Origin of the sequence: Paraburkholderia solitsugae, assembly GCF_013177695.1 — a bacterium.
GTDB lineage: Bacteria > Pseudomonadota > Gammaproteobacteria > Burkholderiales > Burkholderiaceae > Paraburkholderia > Paraburkholderia solitsugae.
Genome location: NZ_WOEY01000089.1, coordinates 55,325 through 74,443 on the forward strand (window position 1 = coordinate 55,325; position 19,119 = coordinate 74,443).

Annotated in this window: 18 protein-coding genes; 10 read left to right on the top strand and 8 right to left on the bottom strand. The window is 62.6% G+C overall.

All coding sequences use genetic code 11. From position 1 onward, the window contains the following. Positions 1-141 precede the first annotated feature (141 nt). From GNZ12_RS22665 to GNZ12_RS22695, 7 genes are all read left to right on the top strand, one after another. Complete coding sequence (locus GNZ12_RS22665; protein WP_235993846.1) at positions 142-612, top strand: MarR family winged helix-turn-helix transcriptional regulator; 471 nt, start codon at positions 142-144, stop codon at positions 610-612. Between the two features lie 244 nt (positions 613-856). Beyond that, positions 857-2,089, top strand: coding sequence for a 3-(3-hydroxy-phenyl)propionate transporter MhpT (gene mhpT / locus GNZ12_RS22670; RefSeq protein WP_407947723.1), 1,233 nt, complete (start codon positions 857-859; stop codon positions 2,087-2,089). An 81-nt stretch (positions 2,090-2,170) separates the two neighbouring features. Further along, positions 2,171-3,310: a porin gene (locus tag GNZ12_RS22675; protein WP_172313844.1), complete on the top strand. Its 1,140-nt coding sequence runs from the start codon at positions 2,171-2,173 to the stop codon at positions 3,308-3,310. A 506-nt stretch (positions 3,311-3,816) separates the two neighbouring features. Further along, the gene (locus GNZ12_RS22680) at positions 3,817-4,167 is read left to right on the top strand and encodes a response regulator (protein ID WP_172313846.1); all 351 of its coding nucleotides are present in this window, start codon (positions 3,817-3,819) and stop codon (positions 4,165-4,167) included. Positions 4,168-4,291: 124 nt separating this feature from the next. After that, on the top strand, positions 4,292-5,725 hold the full coding sequence (locus GNZ12_RS22685; RefSeq protein WP_172313848.1) for an MFS transporter: 1,434 nt from the start codon (positions 4,292-4,294) through the stop codon (positions 5,723-5,725). Positions 5,726-5,741: 16 nt separating this feature from the next. Beyond that, positions 5,742-6,941: a CaiB/BaiF CoA transferase family protein gene (locus GNZ12_RS22690; RefSeq protein WP_172313850.1), complete on the top strand. Its 1,200-nt coding sequence runs from the start codon at positions 5,742-5,744 to the stop codon at positions 6,939-6,941. Positions 6,942-6,943: 2 nt separating this feature from the next. Next, the gene (locus tag GNZ12_RS22695; protein ID WP_172313852.1) at positions 6,944-7,768 is read left to right on the top strand and encodes a citryl-CoA lyase; all 825 of its coding nucleotides are present in this window, start codon (positions 6,944-6,946) and stop codon (positions 7,766-7,768) included. Here GNZ12_RS22695 and GNZ12_RS22700 read toward each other — a convergent pair. The 3 genes from GNZ12_RS22700 to bla form a co-directional block, all read right to left on the bottom strand. After that, complete coding sequence (locus tag GNZ12_RS22700; protein WP_172313854.1) at positions 7,756-8,520, bottom strand: IclR family transcriptional regulator; 765 nt, start codon at positions 8,518-8,520, stop codon at positions 7,756-7,758. The two genes, GNZ12_RS22695 and GNZ12_RS22700, sit on opposite strands and share 13 nt — an antisense overlap. A 290-nt stretch (positions 8,521-8,810) precedes the next feature. Next, positions 8,811-9,275, bottom strand: coding sequence for a DUF4126 family protein (locus GNZ12_RS22705; protein WP_172313856.1), 465 nt, complete (start codon positions 9,273-9,275; stop codon positions 8,811-8,813). A gap of 301 nt (positions 9,276-9,576) precedes the next feature. After that, entirely contained in the window at positions 9,577-10,515 is a 939-nt protein-coding gene (gene bla, locus GNZ12_RS22710) for a class A beta-lactamase (RefSeq protein WP_172313858.1), read from the bottom strand. A gap of 99 nt (positions 10,516-10,614) precedes the next feature. Between bla and GNZ12_RS22715 the strand changes: the two genes are divergently transcribed. Further along, positions 10,615-11,493: a LysR family transcriptional regulator gene (locus tag GNZ12_RS22715; RefSeq protein WP_172313860.1), complete on the top strand. Its 879-nt coding sequence runs from the start codon at positions 10,615-10,617 to the stop codon at positions 11,491-11,493. Here GNZ12_RS22715 and GNZ12_RS22720 read toward each other — a convergent pair. Continuing rightward, the gene (locus tag GNZ12_RS22720; protein WP_172313862.1) at positions 11,490-11,744 is read right to left on the bottom strand and encodes a hypothetical protein; all 255 of its coding nucleotides are present in this window, start codon (positions 11,742-11,744) and stop codon (positions 11,490-11,492) included. The genes GNZ12_RS22715 and GNZ12_RS22720 overlap by 4 nt on opposite strands. Before the next feature lie 58 nt (positions 11,745-11,802). Next, positions 11,803-12,306: a lecithin retinol acyltransferase family protein gene (locus tag GNZ12_RS22725; RefSeq protein ID WP_172313864.1), complete on the bottom strand. Its 504-nt coding sequence runs from the start codon at positions 12,304-12,306 to the stop codon at positions 11,803-11,805. Positions 12,307-12,766: 460 nt separating this feature from the next. On the opposite strand from GNZ12_RS22725, the gene GNZ12_RS22730 reads away from it, so the two are divergent. Next, positions 12,767-13,054 (top strand): hypothetical protein, encoded by a 288-nt coding sequence (locus GNZ12_RS22730; protein WP_054035641.1) that lies wholly within the window; start codon positions 12,767-12,769, stop codon positions 13,052-13,054. Positions 13,055-13,059: 5 nt separating this feature from the next. Beyond that, positions 13,060-13,830 carry a PP2C family protein-serine/threonine phosphatase gene (locus GNZ12_RS22735; RefSeq protein ID WP_172313866.1) on the top strand — a complete coding sequence of 257 codons (771 nt, stop codon included), beginning with the start codon at positions 13,060-13,062 and terminating at the stop codon, positions 13,828-13,830. Between the two features lie 62 nt (positions 13,831-13,892). Here GNZ12_RS22735 and GNZ12_RS22740 read toward each other — a convergent pair whose 3' ends face one another. The 3 genes from GNZ12_RS22740 to GNZ12_RS22750 all read right to left on the bottom strand — a co-directional run bounded on the left by GNZ12_RS22740 (position 13,893) and on the right by GNZ12_RS22750 (position 19,118). Further along, complete coding sequence (locus GNZ12_RS22740) at positions 13,893-14,507, bottom strand: HD domain-containing protein (protein ID WP_172313868.1); 615 nt, start codon at positions 14,505-14,507, stop codon at positions 13,893-13,895. Between the two features lie 91 nt (positions 14,508-14,598). After that, entirely contained in the window at positions 14,599-15,648 is a 1,050-nt protein-coding gene (locus tag GNZ12_RS22745; RefSeq protein ID WP_172313870.1) for a patatin-like phospholipase family protein, read from the bottom strand. An 11-nt stretch (positions 15,649-15,659) separates the two neighbouring features. Continuing rightward, a complete protein-coding gene (locus tag GNZ12_RS22750; protein ID WP_172313872.1) occupies positions 15,660-19,118 on the bottom strand; it encodes an adenylate/guanylate cyclase domain-containing protein in 3,459 nt (1,152 codons plus the stop codon). Position 19,119 lies beyond the last annotated feature (1 nt).

The following is a 19,119-nucleotide window of genomic DNA, read 5'->3' on the forward strand; positions in this document are numbered from 1 at the left end:
GGCGGCGGCCTGATGACTGCATTTGATATCAGTCTACCTGATATGTAAAGCGTAATTTCGCTGACTCGGTGCAAACCCCTATCGGTCGAATAAACGGTGAGGCGCGCTAAGATGCAGGCTAGACCGGACCTCCAGCCCACCATGAGCAAAAATCCAGATTCGCCCGCCGAACCCACCGCCACGCGTACCCGTCGCCCCCACCTGCGGTTGGCCTATGTGATCGGGAGTCTCGACCGCATCCTGCGGCGCCGCATGACCGAAGCACTCGCACCACTCGGCCTGACGCTCTCGCAATTCACCGCGCTTTCGGTGCTCGATGCAAAGGGGCAGGCGTCCAATGCGCAAGTGGCCGAGCGCTCCTTCATCACGCCGCAATCGGCCAATGAAGTGATGAACGCAATGGCGAGCCGGAACTGGGTTAGCCGCGAGCCGGATCCGACGCACGGTCGCATCGTTCTTCTGCAACTGACCGATGAAGGGCGGGCCGTGCTGCGCGAATGCGAGCAGGCCGTCAAGGCGATCGAGAAGCAGATGATGGATGGCATCGAACTCGAAGCGGCCGGCGCGGTACAAACCCACCTCGAAACTTTCGTGCGCAACCTGCGCGGCTAACTTCCCCGTCTCAGCAAATCGCTAGGTGTTTTCACCGAAGCATTTGTACTTGTATTATCAGTCTACCTGATATTAAATCCCATCCACGATGCAGCGCGGGGAGACGCGTTGCATCGCGCTGAGCAAACGCAACCGTTTCTGCGCCAAGCCGGCACACCAGGCGGCGACTCTGCACCTGCCGCTCTTCATCGACACCGGAAAAGCACGCATTTTAATAAGGATCACTAACGTGAAAAGAGCCGGAATACTACCCTCGACAGAAAGCCTTGCCGGATCGGCGACGTCCAGCCGGACAGGCGCCGTTGCCACACTCGGATTGTGTTTTGCCGTCGCGTTGCTCGAGGGACTCGATCTGCAGTCGGTCGGCGTCGCCGCGCCCAGGATGGCACGCGAGTTCGGTCTGTCGGTCGGGCAAATGGGGCTCGCGTTCAGCGCCGGGACCTTCGGCTTGCTGCCGGGCGCGATGTTCGGCGGACGGCTTGCCGACCGGATCGGCCGCAAACGCGTGCTGGTGATTTCCGCATGCCTGTTCGGCTTGTTGTCGATTGCGACCGCGGTGGTGAGCGACTTTCACACGCTGGTGATCGTGCGAGTGCTGACGGGCATCGGCCTAGGCGGCGCCCTGCCGAATCTGATCGCGTTGTCGTCGGAAGCGGTCGATCCGCGCTCGCGCAGCACAGCGGTGAGCGTGATGTATTGCGGCATTCCGTTCGGCGGCGTGATCGCTTCGGTGATCGGCGTGCTAAGTGCGGGCGACGCCGAGTGGCGGCACATCTTCTACGTCGGCGGCGCAGGGCCATTGGTGCTGGTGCCGCTGTTGCTCGTGTTTCTCGCGGATTCGAAGGCATTCACCAAGGCCTCGCGAGACGGTCATGCGAAGCCCGCGCCGGTCGGCGAGGTCCTGTTCGGTGGCACACGCGGCCTCTCGACCGTGCAGATCTGGGTCAGCTATTTCTGCACGCTGATTGTCCTCTACTTCCTGCTCAACTGGCTGCCTTCGCTGATGGCGGCAAGCGGCCTGTCGCGTGCGCAAGTGGGTTACGTGCAGATTTTCTTCAACATCGGCGGCGGCATCGGCGCGTTGTGCATCGGCATGTTGATGGACCGGATGCGCTCCGGCGTCGTGGTGGCGGGCATGTACGTCGGGATCATCGCGTCGCTCGCGGCGCTTTCGATGGCGCCCGGCTTCGGCGCGCTCGCTAGCTCAGCTTTCTTCGCGGGGATGTTCGTGATCGGCGGGCAATCGGTGCTGTACGCACTCTCGGCGGCGTTTTATCCGACTGCCATGCGCGGCACCGGCGTCGGCGCAGCTGTGGCGGTGGGCCGTATCGGCTCGGTGGTCGGACCGCTGGCAGCAGGTCAATTGCTGGCGATGGGCCGCAGTTCGTCGACCGTCATCGGCGCGAGCATTCCCGTCACGCTGATCGCCGCCGCAGCCGCGTTGCTGTTGCTACGCCGCCCGCGCGCCGACGACTGACCAGTCGCACAAGCAAAACCTGGCAACACCAAGAAAACCCAACAACAAACACATTCAATCAAAGGTTCGGAGACACCCTGCATGCAAGCATCCACACGCCTTCTTCTTTGCGGCGCATTGTGCGCCGCCAGCGGCACCGCAGCAGCCCAATCGAGCGTGACGCTCTACGGCATCACCGACACCGGCATCGAATACGTGTCGCACGCGAACGCCGCGGGCAACAGCGTTTTTCGCATGCCGTCCGTCACAGGCGAACTGCCTTCGCGTTGGGGCGTGCGCGGCAATGAAGACCTGGGCGGCGGCTATAGCGCGGTATTCACGCTGGAAAGCGGTTTCAACGTGCGCGGCGGCGATCTCGGCCAGGGCGGGCGGCTATTCGGACGTCAGGCGTTTGTGGGCATCAAGAGCCCGTACGGGACGGTGTCGTTCGGACGACAGTACACCATGACGTACTTCGCGCTGATGGGCGCGGACCTGATCGGCCCGGACATCTATGGCCTGGGCTCGCTCGACGCCTATGTACCGAACGCCCGCGCCGATAACTCGGTGACCTACCTCGGCACGTATGCGGGCGTGACATTCGGCGCGAACTATTCGTTCGGCCGCGACGCGGCCGGCACCGGCAACTCGCCGGGCCAAGGCACCTGCACCGGCTCGGTAGCCGGGCATGCAACGGAATGCCGCGAGTGGTCCGTGATGCTGAAGTACGACGCACCGCTGTTCGGCGTGGCGGCGTCGTATGAAGAGCAGCGTGGCGGCAGTACCGCGGCCGCGAACTTCTTCGACGGCGTTGCGCCCATTCCACTCACCAATGCCGCCGACAAAGACATCCGCACCCAAGTCAGCGCCTATACGAATATCGGCAAGGCAAAGATCGGCGCGGGCTGGCTCAATCGCCGTGTCGAGCCATCGGCCGTCACGATTGCAGACGTGCGCTCGAATCTGTTCTTCGTCGGCGCCTCGTACTTCGTGACGCCTGCATTCATCGTCGACGGCGAGGTCTATCACATCACCAATAGCGACCACGACACGCGCGCCACGATGGGTACGCTGCGCACCACCTATCTGCTGTCGAAGCGCACCGCCGTCTATGCGCAGGGCTCGTATCTCGCCAACAGCGCAAAGGCGCGCTACTCGGTCAGCGCCGGTGGCGGCGGCACGACACCCACGGCAGGCACCGGCCAGACCGGCGTGATGGTCGGCATTCGTCATTCGTTCTAGGAGACACCGCATGATCCGTACGCCACACGCGCGAGGGAAATGTCCGTCCCGTCTCTCGCACTGCAGCCTTCTTTTTTTCGGTTTGAAAAAAGCGCTCCCGCACGCTGTCGATATCTACCTGTAAGCCACACCTCCCGTGCCCTTCCCGCACGCTACGCGGCGCCCTCTCCCGTGCTGTGCGCCAAGCGGGACGGGTCCAGGTAAATTCCCTTGCATCGAATGCCGACACGCGTAACGCCGCCCACGAGCGGGAACGCGAATTGCTCATACAGTTACATTGAGCGATACACGGTCCACTTGATTCCATTTGCAAACTGTCGCTCTTCCGTACTTTGAACGACATTTCGACAATGACTATCCGCGAATCTCAGACGTCCTCCCTGCCCAGCGTGGAAGCAGGTGTTTCCGGTCCCGACGAGATCGAAAGCCCTGTCAGCCCAGCCGGCGTGTATTTAGCGCAAGACTTGCCGGTCACATTGACGCCGCGACGAAGTACGTAACCGCCCATGAAAACCATCCTGGTCGTGGACGACGAGTTCGACATCCTCACGGTCTGGCGACTGTTGCTGGAGCGGCACGGCTATACCGTGCTGACGGCGTCCAACGGGGTGGCTGCACTTGAACAGATCCGCAAGACCCGGCCCGACATCACCGTGTCGGACTGCATGATGCCCGTCATGTCGGGGCTGCAACTGTGCGCCGCACTGTATGACGACCCCAATCTGCGCGCCATTCCGATCATCCTGTGCAGCGCGGCCGCGGATATCCCCGTGCAGCCGAATCCCACTATCGAATACGTGCGCAAGCCGCTTTCATTCGACACCCTGCTCAAGATGCTGGAGCGAATGGCGGTTTGACGGCTAGGTAAAACCCCGAATTCCTGACAGACGCCACACGGGCTACTCTCGCCGGATCTATTAAATAGAACGTTGTTCTATTAGACAGAACGACCTAAGCAAGAGACACTCCAAGGAGAATTCCATGGCAAGCCTGCCGATCGACACGCCCGGCGCGTCGCCCGATTCAAGCGCCGGTGCGCAGGGGCTCACGCCCGGCGTCAATGCGCGCATCGACCGTCTGCCCGCGACGCGCACGGTATGGATGCTGGTGTTCCTGCTGTCGATCGGTGGCTGGTTCGAGTTCTACGATCTGTTTTTTACGGCCTATGTCGGCCCCGGTCTCGTCAAAAGCGGGCTCTATGCGACAACGACCGCGTCGTTCTTCGGCGTGTCCGGGCTGGGCGCCTTCGTGGCGGCATCGTTCGCCGGACTCTTCATCGGCACGTTCTTTTTCGCGGGCATGGCGGATCGCTATGGCCGCAAAACCGTTTTTACCGTCTCGCTACTCTGGTACTCCGCCGCTACGCTGATCATGGCGCTGCAAACCAGCGCGCCGGCCATCAACTTGTGGCGTTTGATCGCGGGCATTGGCGTAGGCGTCGAACTGGTGACGATCGACACCTACGTCAGCGAACTCGTGCCGAAACATCTACGCGGCCGCGCCTTCGCTTTCGTTCATCTGGTGCAGTACACCGCCGTGCCGTCGGTCGCCTTGCTCGCGTGGTGGCTCGTGCCGCAAACACCGTTTGGCATCGACGGCTGGCGCTGGGTCGTGATCATTGGCGCGCTTGGCGCGGTCGTGGTGTGGGCCATTCGCCGGCGCGTGCCGGAAAGCCCGCGGTGGCTCGCGCAGCAAGGCCGCGCCGCCGAAGCGGAAAAGGTCCTGCAGGCGATCGAAGCGAAAGTCGCCAGGCAATACGGCAAGCCATTGCCCGCACCTGTCCCGGCCGTCGAACCGGCCACCACCAAAGCGGCCTTCCGCGAAATCTGGCAGCCGCCGTATCGCAAACGCGCGATCACGATGCTCGTGTTCAACTTCTTCCAGGCGATCGGCTTCTACGGTTTCGCGTCATGGGTGCCGACGCTGTTGATCTCCAAAGGCGTGACGATCACGCACAGCCTGCTGTACTCGTTCGTCATTGCAGTCTCGAATCCGTTCGGGCCGCTGATCGGCATGGCGATCGCGGACCGCATCGAACGTAAGACGTTGATCGTGTTGTCGGCGCTCGGTATCGCTGTGTTCGGCAGCCTGTTCGCGACGCAAACCTCGCCCGCGATGCTGATGACGCTCGGCGTGCTGATCACGCTATCCGGCACGCTGCTGTCGGTTGGCTATCACGCGTACCAGACCGAACTTTTCCCGACGCGTTTGCGGGCGCGCGCCGTCGGTTTCGTCTACTCGATGTCGCGTCTATCCGCGATGTTTTCCGGCTTCATGATTGCCTTCGCGCTGCGCCACTTCCAGGTGCCGGGCGTGTTCGCGTTGATTACTGTCTCGATGGTGATGGTGATGGGCGCGATCGGCATCTTCGGGCCACGCACCAACAACCGCAATCTCGACGAAATTTCGCATTGAACAAGAGGCTTCAAAGATGACGCTGCCGTTGGCTGGAGTGCGGGTACTGGATTTATCGAACGTATTGGCGGGGCCGTTTTGCGCGTATCAACTCGCGCTGCTCGGCGCCGACGTGATCAAGGTCGAGCACCCCGAGGGCGGCGATCTTGCGCGGCGGTTGGGCGCCGACAAGGAGGCGTCGATGCGCAACATGGGGGCCTCGTTCGTCGCGGTGAACGCGGGCAAGCAGTCCATCACGCTCAATCTGAAAGACTCGCGCGGCAAGGCTATTTTGCGCGAGCTCGTCAAAACCGCGGACGTGCTAGTCGAAAATTTCCGGCCCGGTGTGATGACGCGGCTCGGCCTCGATTTCGACGCGCTGCGCGAGGTCAATCCGAAGCTCGTGTATTGCGCGATCTCCGGCTTCGGCATGGACGGCGAGTTTTCGAAACGCCCCGCCTACGATCAGATCATTCAGGGTATCTCGGGCGTGATGAGCGTGACCGGCGATGCCGACAGCGCACCGTTGCGCGTCGGCTATCCGGTGTCGGACACCGTGGGCGGTCTCACCGCGGCGTTCGGCATCTGCGCTGCGCTGGTCGACGCTCGCGCGAGCGGACACGGCCGCATGCTCGACGTCTCGATGCTGGAAGCCACACTGGCGACGATGGGCTGGGTCGTGTCGAACTACCTGAACGCCGGTGTCACGCCCGAGCCAATGGGCAACGAAAACTTCACCGCCGCGCCTTCGGGTACCTTCAAAACGGGCGACGGGCCGCTCAATATCGCCGCAAACGAGAACAAGCAGTTCGCGAGCCTGTGTCATCTGATCGGACGCGTCGATCTGCTCGACGACGTGCGTTTCTCCGAGCGAAACGCACGCAAAGTAAATCGCGCCGCATTGAAGGCCGAAATCGAAGCGGCACTGGCAAGCGACAGCGCGACGAACTGGGAAGCGAAATTCTTCGAAGCGGGCGTGCCGGCCGGGCGCGTGATGTCGGTGCCGGAGATCCTCGCGCATCCGCATCTGGAATCGCGCGAGTTCATCCGCGAGTTTGCCGCCGACGGCACCGCTGAGCGGCAACGCGTCACCCGTGCGGGGTTTCGTCTGTCCGATGCGGATACGGCGCCGACCACACCCGCACCGGTTCTATCGGCTCACACGCGCGAGCATCTCGCCTCGCTCGGTTACGACGACGCGCAAATCAACCATCTACGCTCCGAAGGAGTCATCTGAACATGACGCAAGCATTCGACGCCGCCAAGCTCGCCGCCGAGTACTGGAGCACCTCGATCATCGATATTCATCCCGGCTCGATCAAGGTGCGCGGGTTCCCGATTCAGGAGTTGATCGGCAACGTTAGTTTCCCGCAGATGATCTGGCTGATGCTGCGCGGCGAACTGCCTGACGCCGCCCAAGCGCGTCTGTTCGAGGCCGCGCTGGTGGCATCGGTGGATCATGGTCCGCATGCGCCGTCGATTGCGATCTCGCGGATGGCGACCAGTTGCGGTTTGCCGTTGAACGGCGCGATGGCTTCAGCAATCAACGCGTTGGATGACGTGCATGGCGGCGCCGGTCAACAGGCGGTCGAACTGTACGATTCGATCGCCGAACGCATGGCAAAAGGCGCTGCTTTGGAAGAAGCCGTCGAGCAAGGTGTCGATGCTTTTACCGCCGAACATGGCAAGTATTTGCCCGGCTTTGGGCACCGCTTTCATCCGGTCGATCCGCGGGCAATCCGGCTTCTTTCGCTCGTGGACGAGAGCGTCGAACAGAAAAGTATCGACGGCCGATACGCCGCCATCGCGCGCGGTATTGAAGCCTTGCTCAAGCAGCGCAAGAACAAACCCGTGCCGATGAATATCGATGGTGCAACCGCCGTGATCTACGCGGAGCTCGGCTTTGCGCCGGAGTTGGCACGCGGGGTGTTCTGCCTGTCACGCGCGGTCGGGATTCTGTCGCATGCATGGGAGCAACGCGGGCGCAACGAGCGCAACAAAGGCCCGATGCCGCGGCAGATGAGTTACACCTACACGGGCAAGCCCGAGCGTCACTTTCCTTGAAGTTCGGCCGCGCGCCGCTGCGCGTTGCGCATCGCGCGCGAGTCGCCGCCTAGCGCATCCGTAGCACGTGCGGCGCAATCGAACAGTGCACCGAGATTGCGTTCGAGGAACGCCTGATCGATACGCGAGCTTGGGCCCGCGAGCGTCAGCACGCCACGCAGACTCTGGCGCACACCGAATACCGGCATTGAGATCCCGGCCGTCTCCCGATCGCGCTCGCCGATCGACACACAGTAGAAGTCCTCGCGAATCTTCTCGTACGGCGCGCCCGGCATATCGCCGAACGCCAGCAACGCATGGCCGCCCGAGCCGCTTTCCAACGGCAGCACGTCGCCTTCGCGCACGTGAAAACGCACCGCATGCGTCGAGTCCACGCGATGCAGACACACACGCACCGCCTCGTCGCGCACATAGAAGGACACGCTTTCGCCACTCGTTTCCGCGAGTTCGCGCATCAGCGGCACCAGAATATCGCCGAGGTTCAGGCTGCGCTGGTACAGCGCGCCGAGCATGAAGGTCGCGGAGCCGAGTTGATAGCGGCCGTCGTCCAGACGCAGCAGCAGGCGGTGCTGGATCAGCGAGCCCGCGAGCCGCAACAATGTGCTTTTGTAGAGCCCCGTGCGCGCAGCCAGTTCGGCGAGCGTGAGCGCGGCATCGTCCGGCCTGAAGGCGAACAGAATCGCGCAAGCACGATCGATGACGGCAACGCCTTCGCTTTCCTTTGAGTTTGATTTGTCCGCAGGCGTTGGCATGGGTAAGCATTGCTTCATATCGAAGCGGAAATTTTACGCCATGACGGAGGGCTGTCATACCCGTCGAAGACTCTTCGAGGGCGAAAGGTTCAGGAATCAGGGACCCAAAGGCAAAACGCGCGCCGCGAAAGCAGCTCGCCGACTCGCGTATCGCGCGCGCCTAGAAACGAAAATGCCCAAGTCCACGGATAGCCGACCGTCTGCTGCTAGTCAGGTATTTATCGTGGCCCTTGGGCAAAACGAATCGCACGCGAAGGCGCATCGTTTGCCAAATGCGCAGTTCACTCGACTCAACGCAACGCCATCACAATCAACGCCGCCCCAACGATCGCCACCCCATCTTCGATCAGCGCGGCCGGCAAGTCCCGGCCGAACGCACGCGCCAATGCGCCTCTCACCTTCGCGCCGCCCAAGGTGCCGATCACCGCGCCCACCACTCCGGCAATCAGACCACCCAGCAAACCGCCATGCGCCGCCCCGACCGCCGCGCCACTCAATTCACCCAGGACGATACGCGCGCCGAATTGCATCGGCACGGTACGGCTAGGCGTTGTCGGCAGTTGATCCGTAATCAGTTCGACGATCGCCAGTACCGTGAAGAGGTACGGCGTGACAGTAGCGCCGAGAAATGCCAGTGGCGTGTCCTGCAGCGGCAACCATCCCAGATGCGCCGCCCAACTGACGGCCGCGGGCGCGGTCATCGCGCGAAGGCCGGCCACTACACCGATTAGCAATGCCAGGACATAGACAGACATAGGGGATTCCGAACCAGGGCCAATACTGCGCGGTTGGACGAGCCGACGGCTTATCCGGACGAACGTCGGCGGCAGGTGTCAAGCAGTCACTTGGACAGTCAACTTCTCACCGCGTGAGTCGAGGCCGTACCGCAGTTGCCGGCTCAGTTGCGGCCGCCATGTCCTGGTTCGTCCCCCTTCGGTGTGGCCCTAGTGTCGCACGATTCGACTTTCGACCGTCTGCAAAGGACGAGGGCCGTTCTTTCAATAGTCAGCGCGTTTTCGCAGCAAATCGATTCAAGTGCCGAACGTGCTCACACGATCAAACCGACGCCACCACCAACGCCCCAACGCTAGCAATCGCCGCATTGCAGCGCGCCGCATCGCCGCTCGTCTCCGTGAGATAGACGGTGACGAGAATCGGCCCCCGTCCCGGCGGCCAAAGAATCGCGATGTCATTTGCCGTGCCGTGATCGCCGGTGCCGGTTTTATCGCCGACGCCCCAATCCTTCGGCAGCTTCGCGCGAATCCGTTCGCCGCCGGTCTGATTGGCGGCGAGCCAGGCCAGCAGTTGCGCACGCGACGACGACGACAAACGCTCGCCCAGCAGAAGCTCGCGCAGATTGCCAAGCATCGCGTTGGGAGTGGTGGTGTCGCGCGGATCGCCGGGCGTCGCTTCGTTCAGCGTCGGCTCGTTGCGGTCCAGACGCGTGATGCCATCGCCGATACTGCGCGCAAACGCGGTCAAAGCGGCCGGGCCGCCGAAGCTCGCCAGCAGCAGATTAGCCGCGGTGTTGTCGCTAAGCGTAATGGCCGCCTTGCACAAGTCGGCGACGCTCATCCCCGCGTCACCAGTGCGCTCGCGGGTGTGCTGGCTGGTCGCCGGCGAATACGGCACAAGATCGTTTTTGGAAAACACGATGCGCCGCTCCAGATCCCCTTGCCCGTGATCCACGCGCGTCAGCACCAAGCCCGCCGCCAGCAGTTTGAACGTGCTGCACATCGGAAAACGCTCGTCGGTCCGCAAACCGGCATGTAATCCAGACGTCGTATCGACGATCGAAACGCCGAGCCGCCCGCCGCTTTCCGCTTCGATCTGCGCGAGCCGTTGACGGATGGCATCCGCCTTGTTGGCCACGCCACCGCCCTGCTTTGCTGCGCCCGCCTTCACCACTTTCCCAAACGCGCCGCCACTGCCAACCGCAACCCCAGCTATCGAAACGCCAAGCATCGCGCCCGCGAACTTTCGTCTTGTGATCATCGCCGCTCCTTATGTGAAGCCGCAACTATCGGTTTTTCAACGCCCGCTGGCAAACGATGATAAGTTAGTCGATCCCCTAGAAAATCTTATGTCTTCGCCATGAGACCGTATTTGCCGTTGAATGCACTGCGCGCCTTCGAATCGTCCGCGCGACATTTGAGCTTCACGCGCGCCGCGCTCGAATTGAATGTCACCCAGGCGGCCGTGAGCCAGCAGGTCAGAACACTGGAGGAGCGGCTGGGCACCGCGCTCTTCAAACGTCTGCCCCGAGGATTGGCCATGACGGACGAAGGGCTCGCGCTACGCCCTGTCCTCACGGAGGCGTTCGATCGCATCGAGGCCGTGCTCAAACAGTTCGACGGCGGCCACTTTCACGAGGTGTTGACGGTCGGCGTGGTGGGCACCTTCGCGGTGGGCTGGTTGATGCCGCGGCTCAAGTCGTTCCGGGACGCGCATCCGTTTGTCGAGCTGCAGCTGCTGACGAACAACAATCTGGTCGATCTCGCCACAGAAGGCCTCGATTTCGCGATTCGTTTCGGCGACGGCACCTGGCCAGGTTCGCTCGCCACCCGGCTGCTCGACGCGCCGCTCGCGATTCTGTGTGCGCCTGAGATCGCCAGGCGTCTGTCCACCCCCGCGGATCTCGCCAGCGAAACCCTGCTGCGTTCCTATCGCGTTGACGACTGGATGAGCTGGTTCGCGGCCGCCGGCATTCCGCCCCGGACGATTCGCGGCCCGGTATTCGATTCGTCGCGGCTCATGGTGGAAGCCGCCATGCAGGGCGCGGGTATCGCGCTGGCGCCGGCGCTGATGTTCGATCACGAGATCAACACGGGCCGCCTGGTGCGCCCGTTCGACGTGGAAGTTCATGCCGGCAGCTACTGGCTGACGTGGTTGAAGGGCAAACCGATGACGCCAGCGATGCTGCTGTTCAGTCAGTGGATCGCCAAGGAAGCGGCCTCGCCCACACCTGGTTAGCAAACTGCCACGTGACGATGGCCGTTCATTGCGGGTCGCTCGGCTTGCGGCGGGAACACGTTCCACGAGCCATCGTCATGACGGAAGAAGAAGATGGACAGCAAGCCGCCAGGCCTAAGTGCTTCCACGCAGACGTAGCGCTGATGCTGCGACGCGCTATGGCAAAACCGCACGACACGAGCGGGCATAGACGGTGTCGGCGCGAGCCATTTGTCGACGGCCCAGTGCAAGGTCTTTTCTGCGGCAACCATGATGCGCTCCTTGAATCCTTGAATTCCTCAACTCGTTCCTGAACTCGTTCCCACTCGCTCACGCGAACTGGACGGCGACCTGACCATCCTTCGCGGCACGTTCGACAAACGCCTTTACCAGACACACCAGCGCGTGCATACCGGTGCGGGGATGCCTCAAGCAGCACTGCACCTGTTCGCTGCGGCTCTCGCCAAGCAGGCACCACGAACAGAAGTGCTCGCAGTTATTCGTCAGCAGGCGGTAATGGTTTTCGCCGAGGCGGGAGCGCGCGCGGCGCACGGCTTCATCGCCGATGTAGCGGGCGCTCGGGGTCGGGCGGATCGTCAATGGATGACCGGCGGCGAAGCGGGTCAATTCCACCTCTTCCACCGGACCGCGATGCGCCGAACTTGCGAAGCCCGCGTAATGAACTACGCGGCCATTGCCGACGTAAATGCCGTGATGTTCATAGCCGCTGCGTTGCGTGACGAGATGTGCGCCGATCGGCAAGTCGATGGTCGACGCTTCATTGCAGCCTGCGTCGCGGCCTTCGCTGCTCGTCGGAAGAGGATTCGTGTTCATGGCTGGCCTCGCTTCAATATCCAACACTGTTGCGAGATCTTGCGCATCATCCGGGCCATGTGCGGAAAAGCCTTTATTTAAAGGCCTGACAGGAATTGCGAGGCGTTTTTAGCGCAGCAGGTGTCCGTTGCGAGCCGACACAAATCACGCCGGTGTGTTGGCATACGTCGATCATGTTGGGGGGCTGGTTGAGCCGCAGCGAGCGTATTTGTCAGGGTCTGGGAGTCTGGCCAATGTGTTGGGTCCTGCATCAGTGCGCACGCCCGGATGTTGGCTACATCCCGACCTCTGCCGCTCCGCATGACGACGCGCGGCATACGCAAGCGCCCGGAATCGCCGTCCAATCAACGCATTGCAAGAAAGCCCGCAGGCGAGCCGCAAATTGGCATGGCACTTGCACCATCACGTTCAATTCCTTTTCAACCGCGCGCCCGACGCACGCGGCCAACCGGAGAACGACATGGCTTCCATTACAGTCAACGACCTCTCGCTGAACCTCGCGCTCGACCGCAAAGCGATGGCGGCGATCCGCGGCGGCGGCGGTGCGCCGTGGGTGTACGGCTGGATTCAGCCCTATGTGCGGGAAACGCCGAGCATTGGTCCGGTCGTGAACCTGTACGACATTTCGAACAACTTCTATGCTAACCAGATGATCAACACGTTCCAGTCGGTGGATGTGCGCAACACCGGCGCGAACTCGAACATCAACGTCTCCCCGGACGCACGCAGCAGAAACGATACGGTGTAACCCTTGTGACCTGTCCGAGCCAATTTCGATGGACGTCGTCCGCGCGTTCCGACGTCGGACGCGTCCGTGAAATCAACGAAGATGCCTGCCTCGACCAGCCCGAACCCGGGCGCTGGGCCGTCGCCGACGGTATGGGCGGGCACGCGGTCGGCGATCTCGCGAGCCGGTTGGTGATCGATGCGTTGAGCCGGCTCGCACCGCCACGCGCCATGAAAACCTGCATCGCCGACGCGCGGGCACGGCTGCAAACCGCCAATCGCCAACTGCGGGACGAAGCGGCCCGCCGCCAGGTGCAACGCATCGGGAGCACAGTCATCGTGCTGCTCGCGTGCGACCGCTTCTGCGGCTATCTATGGGCCGGCGACAGTCGTCTGTATCTCTACCGCGAAGGACAACTGCGGCAACTCACGCGCGATCATAGTCAGGTGGAAGAACTCAAGTCGCTCGGCGTGATTACCGACGAAGAAGCGCGGCATCATCCGGCGCAGCACATGATCACGCGCGCGGTCGGCGCAACGGATGTGCTCGAACTCGATGACGATGCGATCGAAGTCGCTGACGGCGACGTCTTCCTGCTATGCAGCGACGGTCTGAGCAACGAGGTCAGCGATGCGGAAATACTGGCGGTGCTGACCTCGGTGGCGTGTGAGCGCGCGTCCGACGAACTGGTCGAGCTGGCCATTGCGCACGGCGGACGCGACAATGTCACCGCAGTGGTAGTGCAAGCTGAAGATCCGTATGCGTCCGATAAAACCCTGCTGAACCCTGCACCTTGAAAATACAGATCAACCCTGCCATTGGCAGCTTGTCGTGCCGGACGTGCACCGCCATCTCATCGTCATTGCGGCGCAGGCAGACCGAGGCGCCACGTCAGATTGCCCCGCGCTCGCGTTTCGCAGCGGGTATGGAAAAAATCGGTGTGATAGATCCGCGGACGTGCCAACAGGTTGCCCAGAAACGTCCGTTCGCGCATGTCGTAGGCGCGGTCGTCAAGGTCGGGAAGTTCCGCCCTCAGGCGCACCCCGTCCTCACGAAAACGGCTGCGCCGACTGCCCAGCACCGCGAGGTCGATATCGCAGGCAAATTGTTCGTCCAATCCGGCCGGCACACGCGTATGCCGGGTCGCCAGGATCATTTCGCAAATGCGCTCGCCCGCTGCGATACGGTCATCGGCCCATTGCCGGAACCAGTCCGCGCTGCGTTGCTCGTTGTCCCGTGCGCCGGGAACGTAGATCACGTCGTGGCACCACAGCGCAAGTTCCACGATATCGGCATGAGGAATCGCGCTACGCGCCTGGTCGAAATAGTTCAAGCAGCGGCGGATATGACGCAGCGTGTGGTAATGACGCGTCGGTTCGGCATAAAGCTGCGCCAGGTCGGCATAGGCGGCCTCGGCGCGCAAGCCGCCGCTGCGTGACCACAATGCGATGAAGCGCGCTTGCGTCTGGCTCATTGCCACCCCTTTCCACCCTGCACGGATGCGTGAGCGTTCGGCGCCGTATCCATCATCACGTCGTCGCTTTGCGCCGATCCAGTCGCGATGCTCAAAGAAACTCCTCGCGAATGTCGATACTCGAGCGTTGCCCGATGTTCCCGTAGTTATGCGTGAGCCACGCATCGGCCTCGCGCCGCCCGTTATCGCGCAGTCCGCAAAGGAAATCCCAATCGGCGTTGTACTTGCTGGACACGCTGAGCGCGCACATCGCCTCGTCGGATCGAATGGAATGGATCAGCATCTCCTTCATCTCGCCGCCATTGACTTTGCCTTGCTGGATCAGATCGGTGACGAAGGCGATCGCGCGCATCTCACGCATCAGCGACGAGTTGAAGCTGATTTCGCTGATGCGGTTGAGGATCTCGGCAGCCGTAATCGGCACGCCCCGGCGAACCAGCGGGTTGATGTGGACGATCACGACGTCGCGCGTCTTGCAGTGGTAAATCAACGGGTAGATGGCCGGATTTCCCATGTAGCCGCCGTCCCAGTAGTGTTCACCATCGATGGTGATCGCCTGGAACAGCGTCGGCACGCACGCAGATGCAAGCACGGCGTCCGCGCAGACGTCCTCGCCCGTGAAGAGGCGTATTTTCCCCGTCTCCACGTTGGTCGCGCACAGATACAGATGAATGGGGCACTGTTTTCGCAACGCGGTGAAGTCGACCTGATTGTCGAGCACCTCGCGCAGCGGATTCAGATTGTTCGGATTGAACTGGTAGGGCGAGAAGATTCGTAGCGCCATGTCGGCGAACGCATATAACGGTGAATGATCGAACCCGAAGCTGTGCGTCCCTTTCAGCCATGGCATCCAGCGCAACGGGTTGTAACGCTCGGCGGATTGCGCCACGGCATGCCAGAAGTCGTGCAGCGCCTGCCGTGCGCCGTCCTCGCCCCCTTTCAGCAGCCCGTACGCGAGCACTGCGGCATTCATCGAGCCGGCGCTGGTCGCACTCACCCCTTCAATCGCCAGCCTGCCGTCCTCGAGCAAGCGGTCGAGCACGCCCCATGTGAATGCACCGTGCATCCCGCCTCCCTGCAAAGCCAGCGCGACCGGCTTGCGCTCGTCATCGCCGCGACGTCTTGTATTCTTCGTTGTCATGTCCCGTCTCCTCACCCCTCGCGCGACGCCAACGTATCGAGCAAGGCTTTCGCCTCTCGCAGGTCGGCGGTGTCAAAGCCTTCTGTCAAGCTGTCGTACACCTCGGACAACGCCTGCCGTGCGTCGGCCGTTTTGCTCTGGGATTGCCACAGACGAGCAAGGCTCAATACGGCCCGCAATTCGAACGACCTGGCGCCCGGACGGTGGGCCACTGCGATCGCCTGGTGAAAGCAGGCCTCCGCTTCTTCCGCACGGGTGGCGTCGCCACTGCGATCGCTCGACGCGCCGAGCAGCAGATGCCCTTTGATCCGATGTAACTCCGCCTCGTAGCAGTGCTCGCCCGAACGACTCACCATCTCCATCGCTTCGTCGACCACGCCCAGCCCGGCGTCCGTCTCTCCCGCTTGCCGGTAGCCGTCGGCGAGCAGAGCCAAAAAGTACGAGTACCCCATTTCGGCCCCGGTCGCCCGGTAGCCGGCCAGGCCCTCGCGTATCTGCGCAATCCCCTCCTCTACGCTTCCCTGCTGGGTCAGCGCCGAGCCCCGCAGAATCGTGCCCCACGCGAGCCAGATCGGCATCCCCTGCTCGGCCGCGAGCGATATGGCGGCCTCAGCGTACTGACGGGTCAGCGTCGCATCGCGCCGGAGCTGATGCAGTAGCGCCGTGTGGGACAACGCCAGCGCGAGGCTTGAGCCACCGGTATATTTTCGGGCCAGTGCAAGCCCCTCTTGGCTCCGCTTGCCCGATTGATCGGGGTATCCCTGCTGCCACAAGGTCCAGGCCAGGAAGTTCAGGGCGCGCACGCCTGGATCGATCACGTGGTCGTAGACCGGCTCCTCACGCATTTCCTGGTGATAGAAAACCAGAGCTTGTTCCTGATGGACGCGGGCAGCTTCGAGATCGCCCAGGTAGAACAGGCTCGTCGAGAGCGCAAGGTGCGCCTCGACGAGCCACGCCGGTTTCCCGGTCTGCCGTGCCATGCGCAGCAGCCGTTCTCCCAGCTCGCTCGCGGTGCGGTACTCCGCACGCAGCTGGTAATACGTCCTCAGTCCCAGTTGCACCGGGAAGATCTTGGAGGTCTCGCCAATGCGTTCGCACACCCCCAGCGCGCGCGTATACGCCGCCACGACCTCCGGCGAGCCAAAGCCGCGGACAGTCGCCACGGCGGCCGCCAGCGAGAGCAGCAGCGTCAGTTCCTGCTGGGCGCGTTCGGGCGTCTCAGGCAAATGATCGAGCAATTCCAGCGCCGCGCCGAGATGACGCATCGCGTCCAGATGGGCGGAATGCTGGAGCGCCTGTTGCCCGGTGCGGTGCAGGTATTCCACGGCCTTCGCGACATTGCCGCTTAGCCTGTAGTGATGCGCCAATTCGCTCCAGTAATCCGCGATACGGGTGGGGAACAGCGCCTCGATGGCCTGCGCCGCACGCTCATGCAAGGCGCTACGGCGCTCCGTCAGCAGCGAGCGGCCGGCGACTTCCTGAGTCAGCCCGTGCTTGAACGAATACTCGACCTCCGGAAACGCGGGACGCTCGTAAATGAATTCCGCGGCCTCCAGCCGGGCCAGCAGATCCCGCAATGCGTCATCGGTGGGAGCGCCCGGTCCATCGCAGATGCGCCGGATCAGGCTGAACGAAAACTCCTTGCCGATGACGGCAAGTGCCTGCAGCAAGTCCTTCTCCGCGACGGGGAGCCGATCGATACGAGCGGCGAGCACACCTTGCACGGTGGTCGGAATATGTAATGCAGCCGGGGTTTGTTCGATCCGGAAACGGCCGGGTTCGCCCAGCAGCGATTTCTCTTCGACCAGCGTCTGTACCACTTCCTCCATGAAGAAGGGGTTGCCCTCCGTCTTCTCCAGGATGAGCTGTTTGAGGGGCACGAGGGTGGGATCGTCCCCAAGCAGCGCCGAGAGCAATCCCTGGGCTTCTGCCGGACCCAGCGGTTCGAGTCGCAACTGGCTGCAATGGCCCGCGCGTTCCCAGACAGGCTGATACTCTGGCCGGTAGTTCACGAGGAGCAGGATCCGTGAATTCGCCACGCGGTCGATGAGGCTCAGGAGGAATGCTTCGGTCTCGCGGTCCAGCCATTGCAGATCCTCGAACAACAACTCGATGGGCTGGTCGCGGCTCTCCCGCGTCAGAATCTGGATGATTGCGTCAATGGTCCGATCACGCCGGATCTGCGGATCCATTTCCGCGAGCGCCGTTCCGCGCTCGCCGATGCCAAGCAGAAAGAGAAGGTAGGGCACAAGATCCTCGAAACTTCGCTCGAGGGTCAGCGCCTTACCCATGACCTTTTCCCGGCACTGCCGCTCGTCGTCCTGAGCGGTGATCTGGAAATAGTTCTTCAATAGCTCGATGAGCGGCAAATAGGCAAAGGCCTTGCCGTGCGAAACCGAAAACGTCTCCAGCAACGCACAGCTGGCCCGGGAGCGTTCCTTGAACTCATGGAACAGCCGCGACTTCCCGACCCCGGCCTCGCCGGCCACCGCGACGACCTGTCCGCGCCCCTCTTTGACCTGCTCCAGCGCCGCATGCAAATGGTCCAGTTCGGTCTGGCGGCCCACGAACCTGGCAAGGCCGCGATGGGCCGACAGTTGCAGGCGCGTGCGCAACGCGCCGAGACCCAATACCTCATACACGACGAGCGGCTCGGGGATCCCTTTGACCTGCGTGGCCCCCAGCGCCTTGAATTCAAAATAGCCCGCGGCGAGTTTGTGGGTGGGCTCGCTCACCAGAATCGACGAGGGGACGGCGATCCCTTCCATCCGGGACGCAATGTGGATCGTGTGTCCGACCGGATCGTAATCGGTGTGCAGGTCGTCCGTGCGGATCGAACGCACGACAACCTCACCGGTGTGGATGCCGACGCGAATTTGCAGCGGGATGCCTTTCTCCAGACGAATCCTGTCTCCGTGGCGGCGCATCGCATGCTGCATCCGCAGCGCCGCATACAGCGCGCGCTGCGGATGGTCCTCATGGGCGATGGGCGCGCCGAACAGCGCCAGGATGCCGTCGCCAAGCGATTTGGCGACATAGCCCTCGTAGTAGTGGACGGCTTCCATCATCAGCGCGACGATTGGCTCGATCAGGCGCTGGGCTTCTTCCGGGTCCAAGTCGTGAACCAGCGCCGTGGACCCCGCCATGTCGGCAAACAGCGCCGTGACGGTCTTGCGCTCGCCGGCGATCTCGCCCCGGGCTTCCATGGCCGCCTGCGCGGCGCGGATGCGCTCGGCAAGGTGGTGTGGCGTGTAATGGATAGGCGCCGGGGACGGTTCTGAAACAGACCGGGGCTGCAGGGACGGCGCTGCGGGCCCATCGGTCAGCGGCGCGCCGCACTCGCTGCAGAATTTGGCGGAAAGCCCCGCCTCGTGTCCGCAGCGCGGACATGTGCGCGCCAGCATGGCGCGGCATGCTTCACAGAAGCTGGCCCCAGCGGGATTCTCGAATCCGCAGTTTGCGCAGCGCATA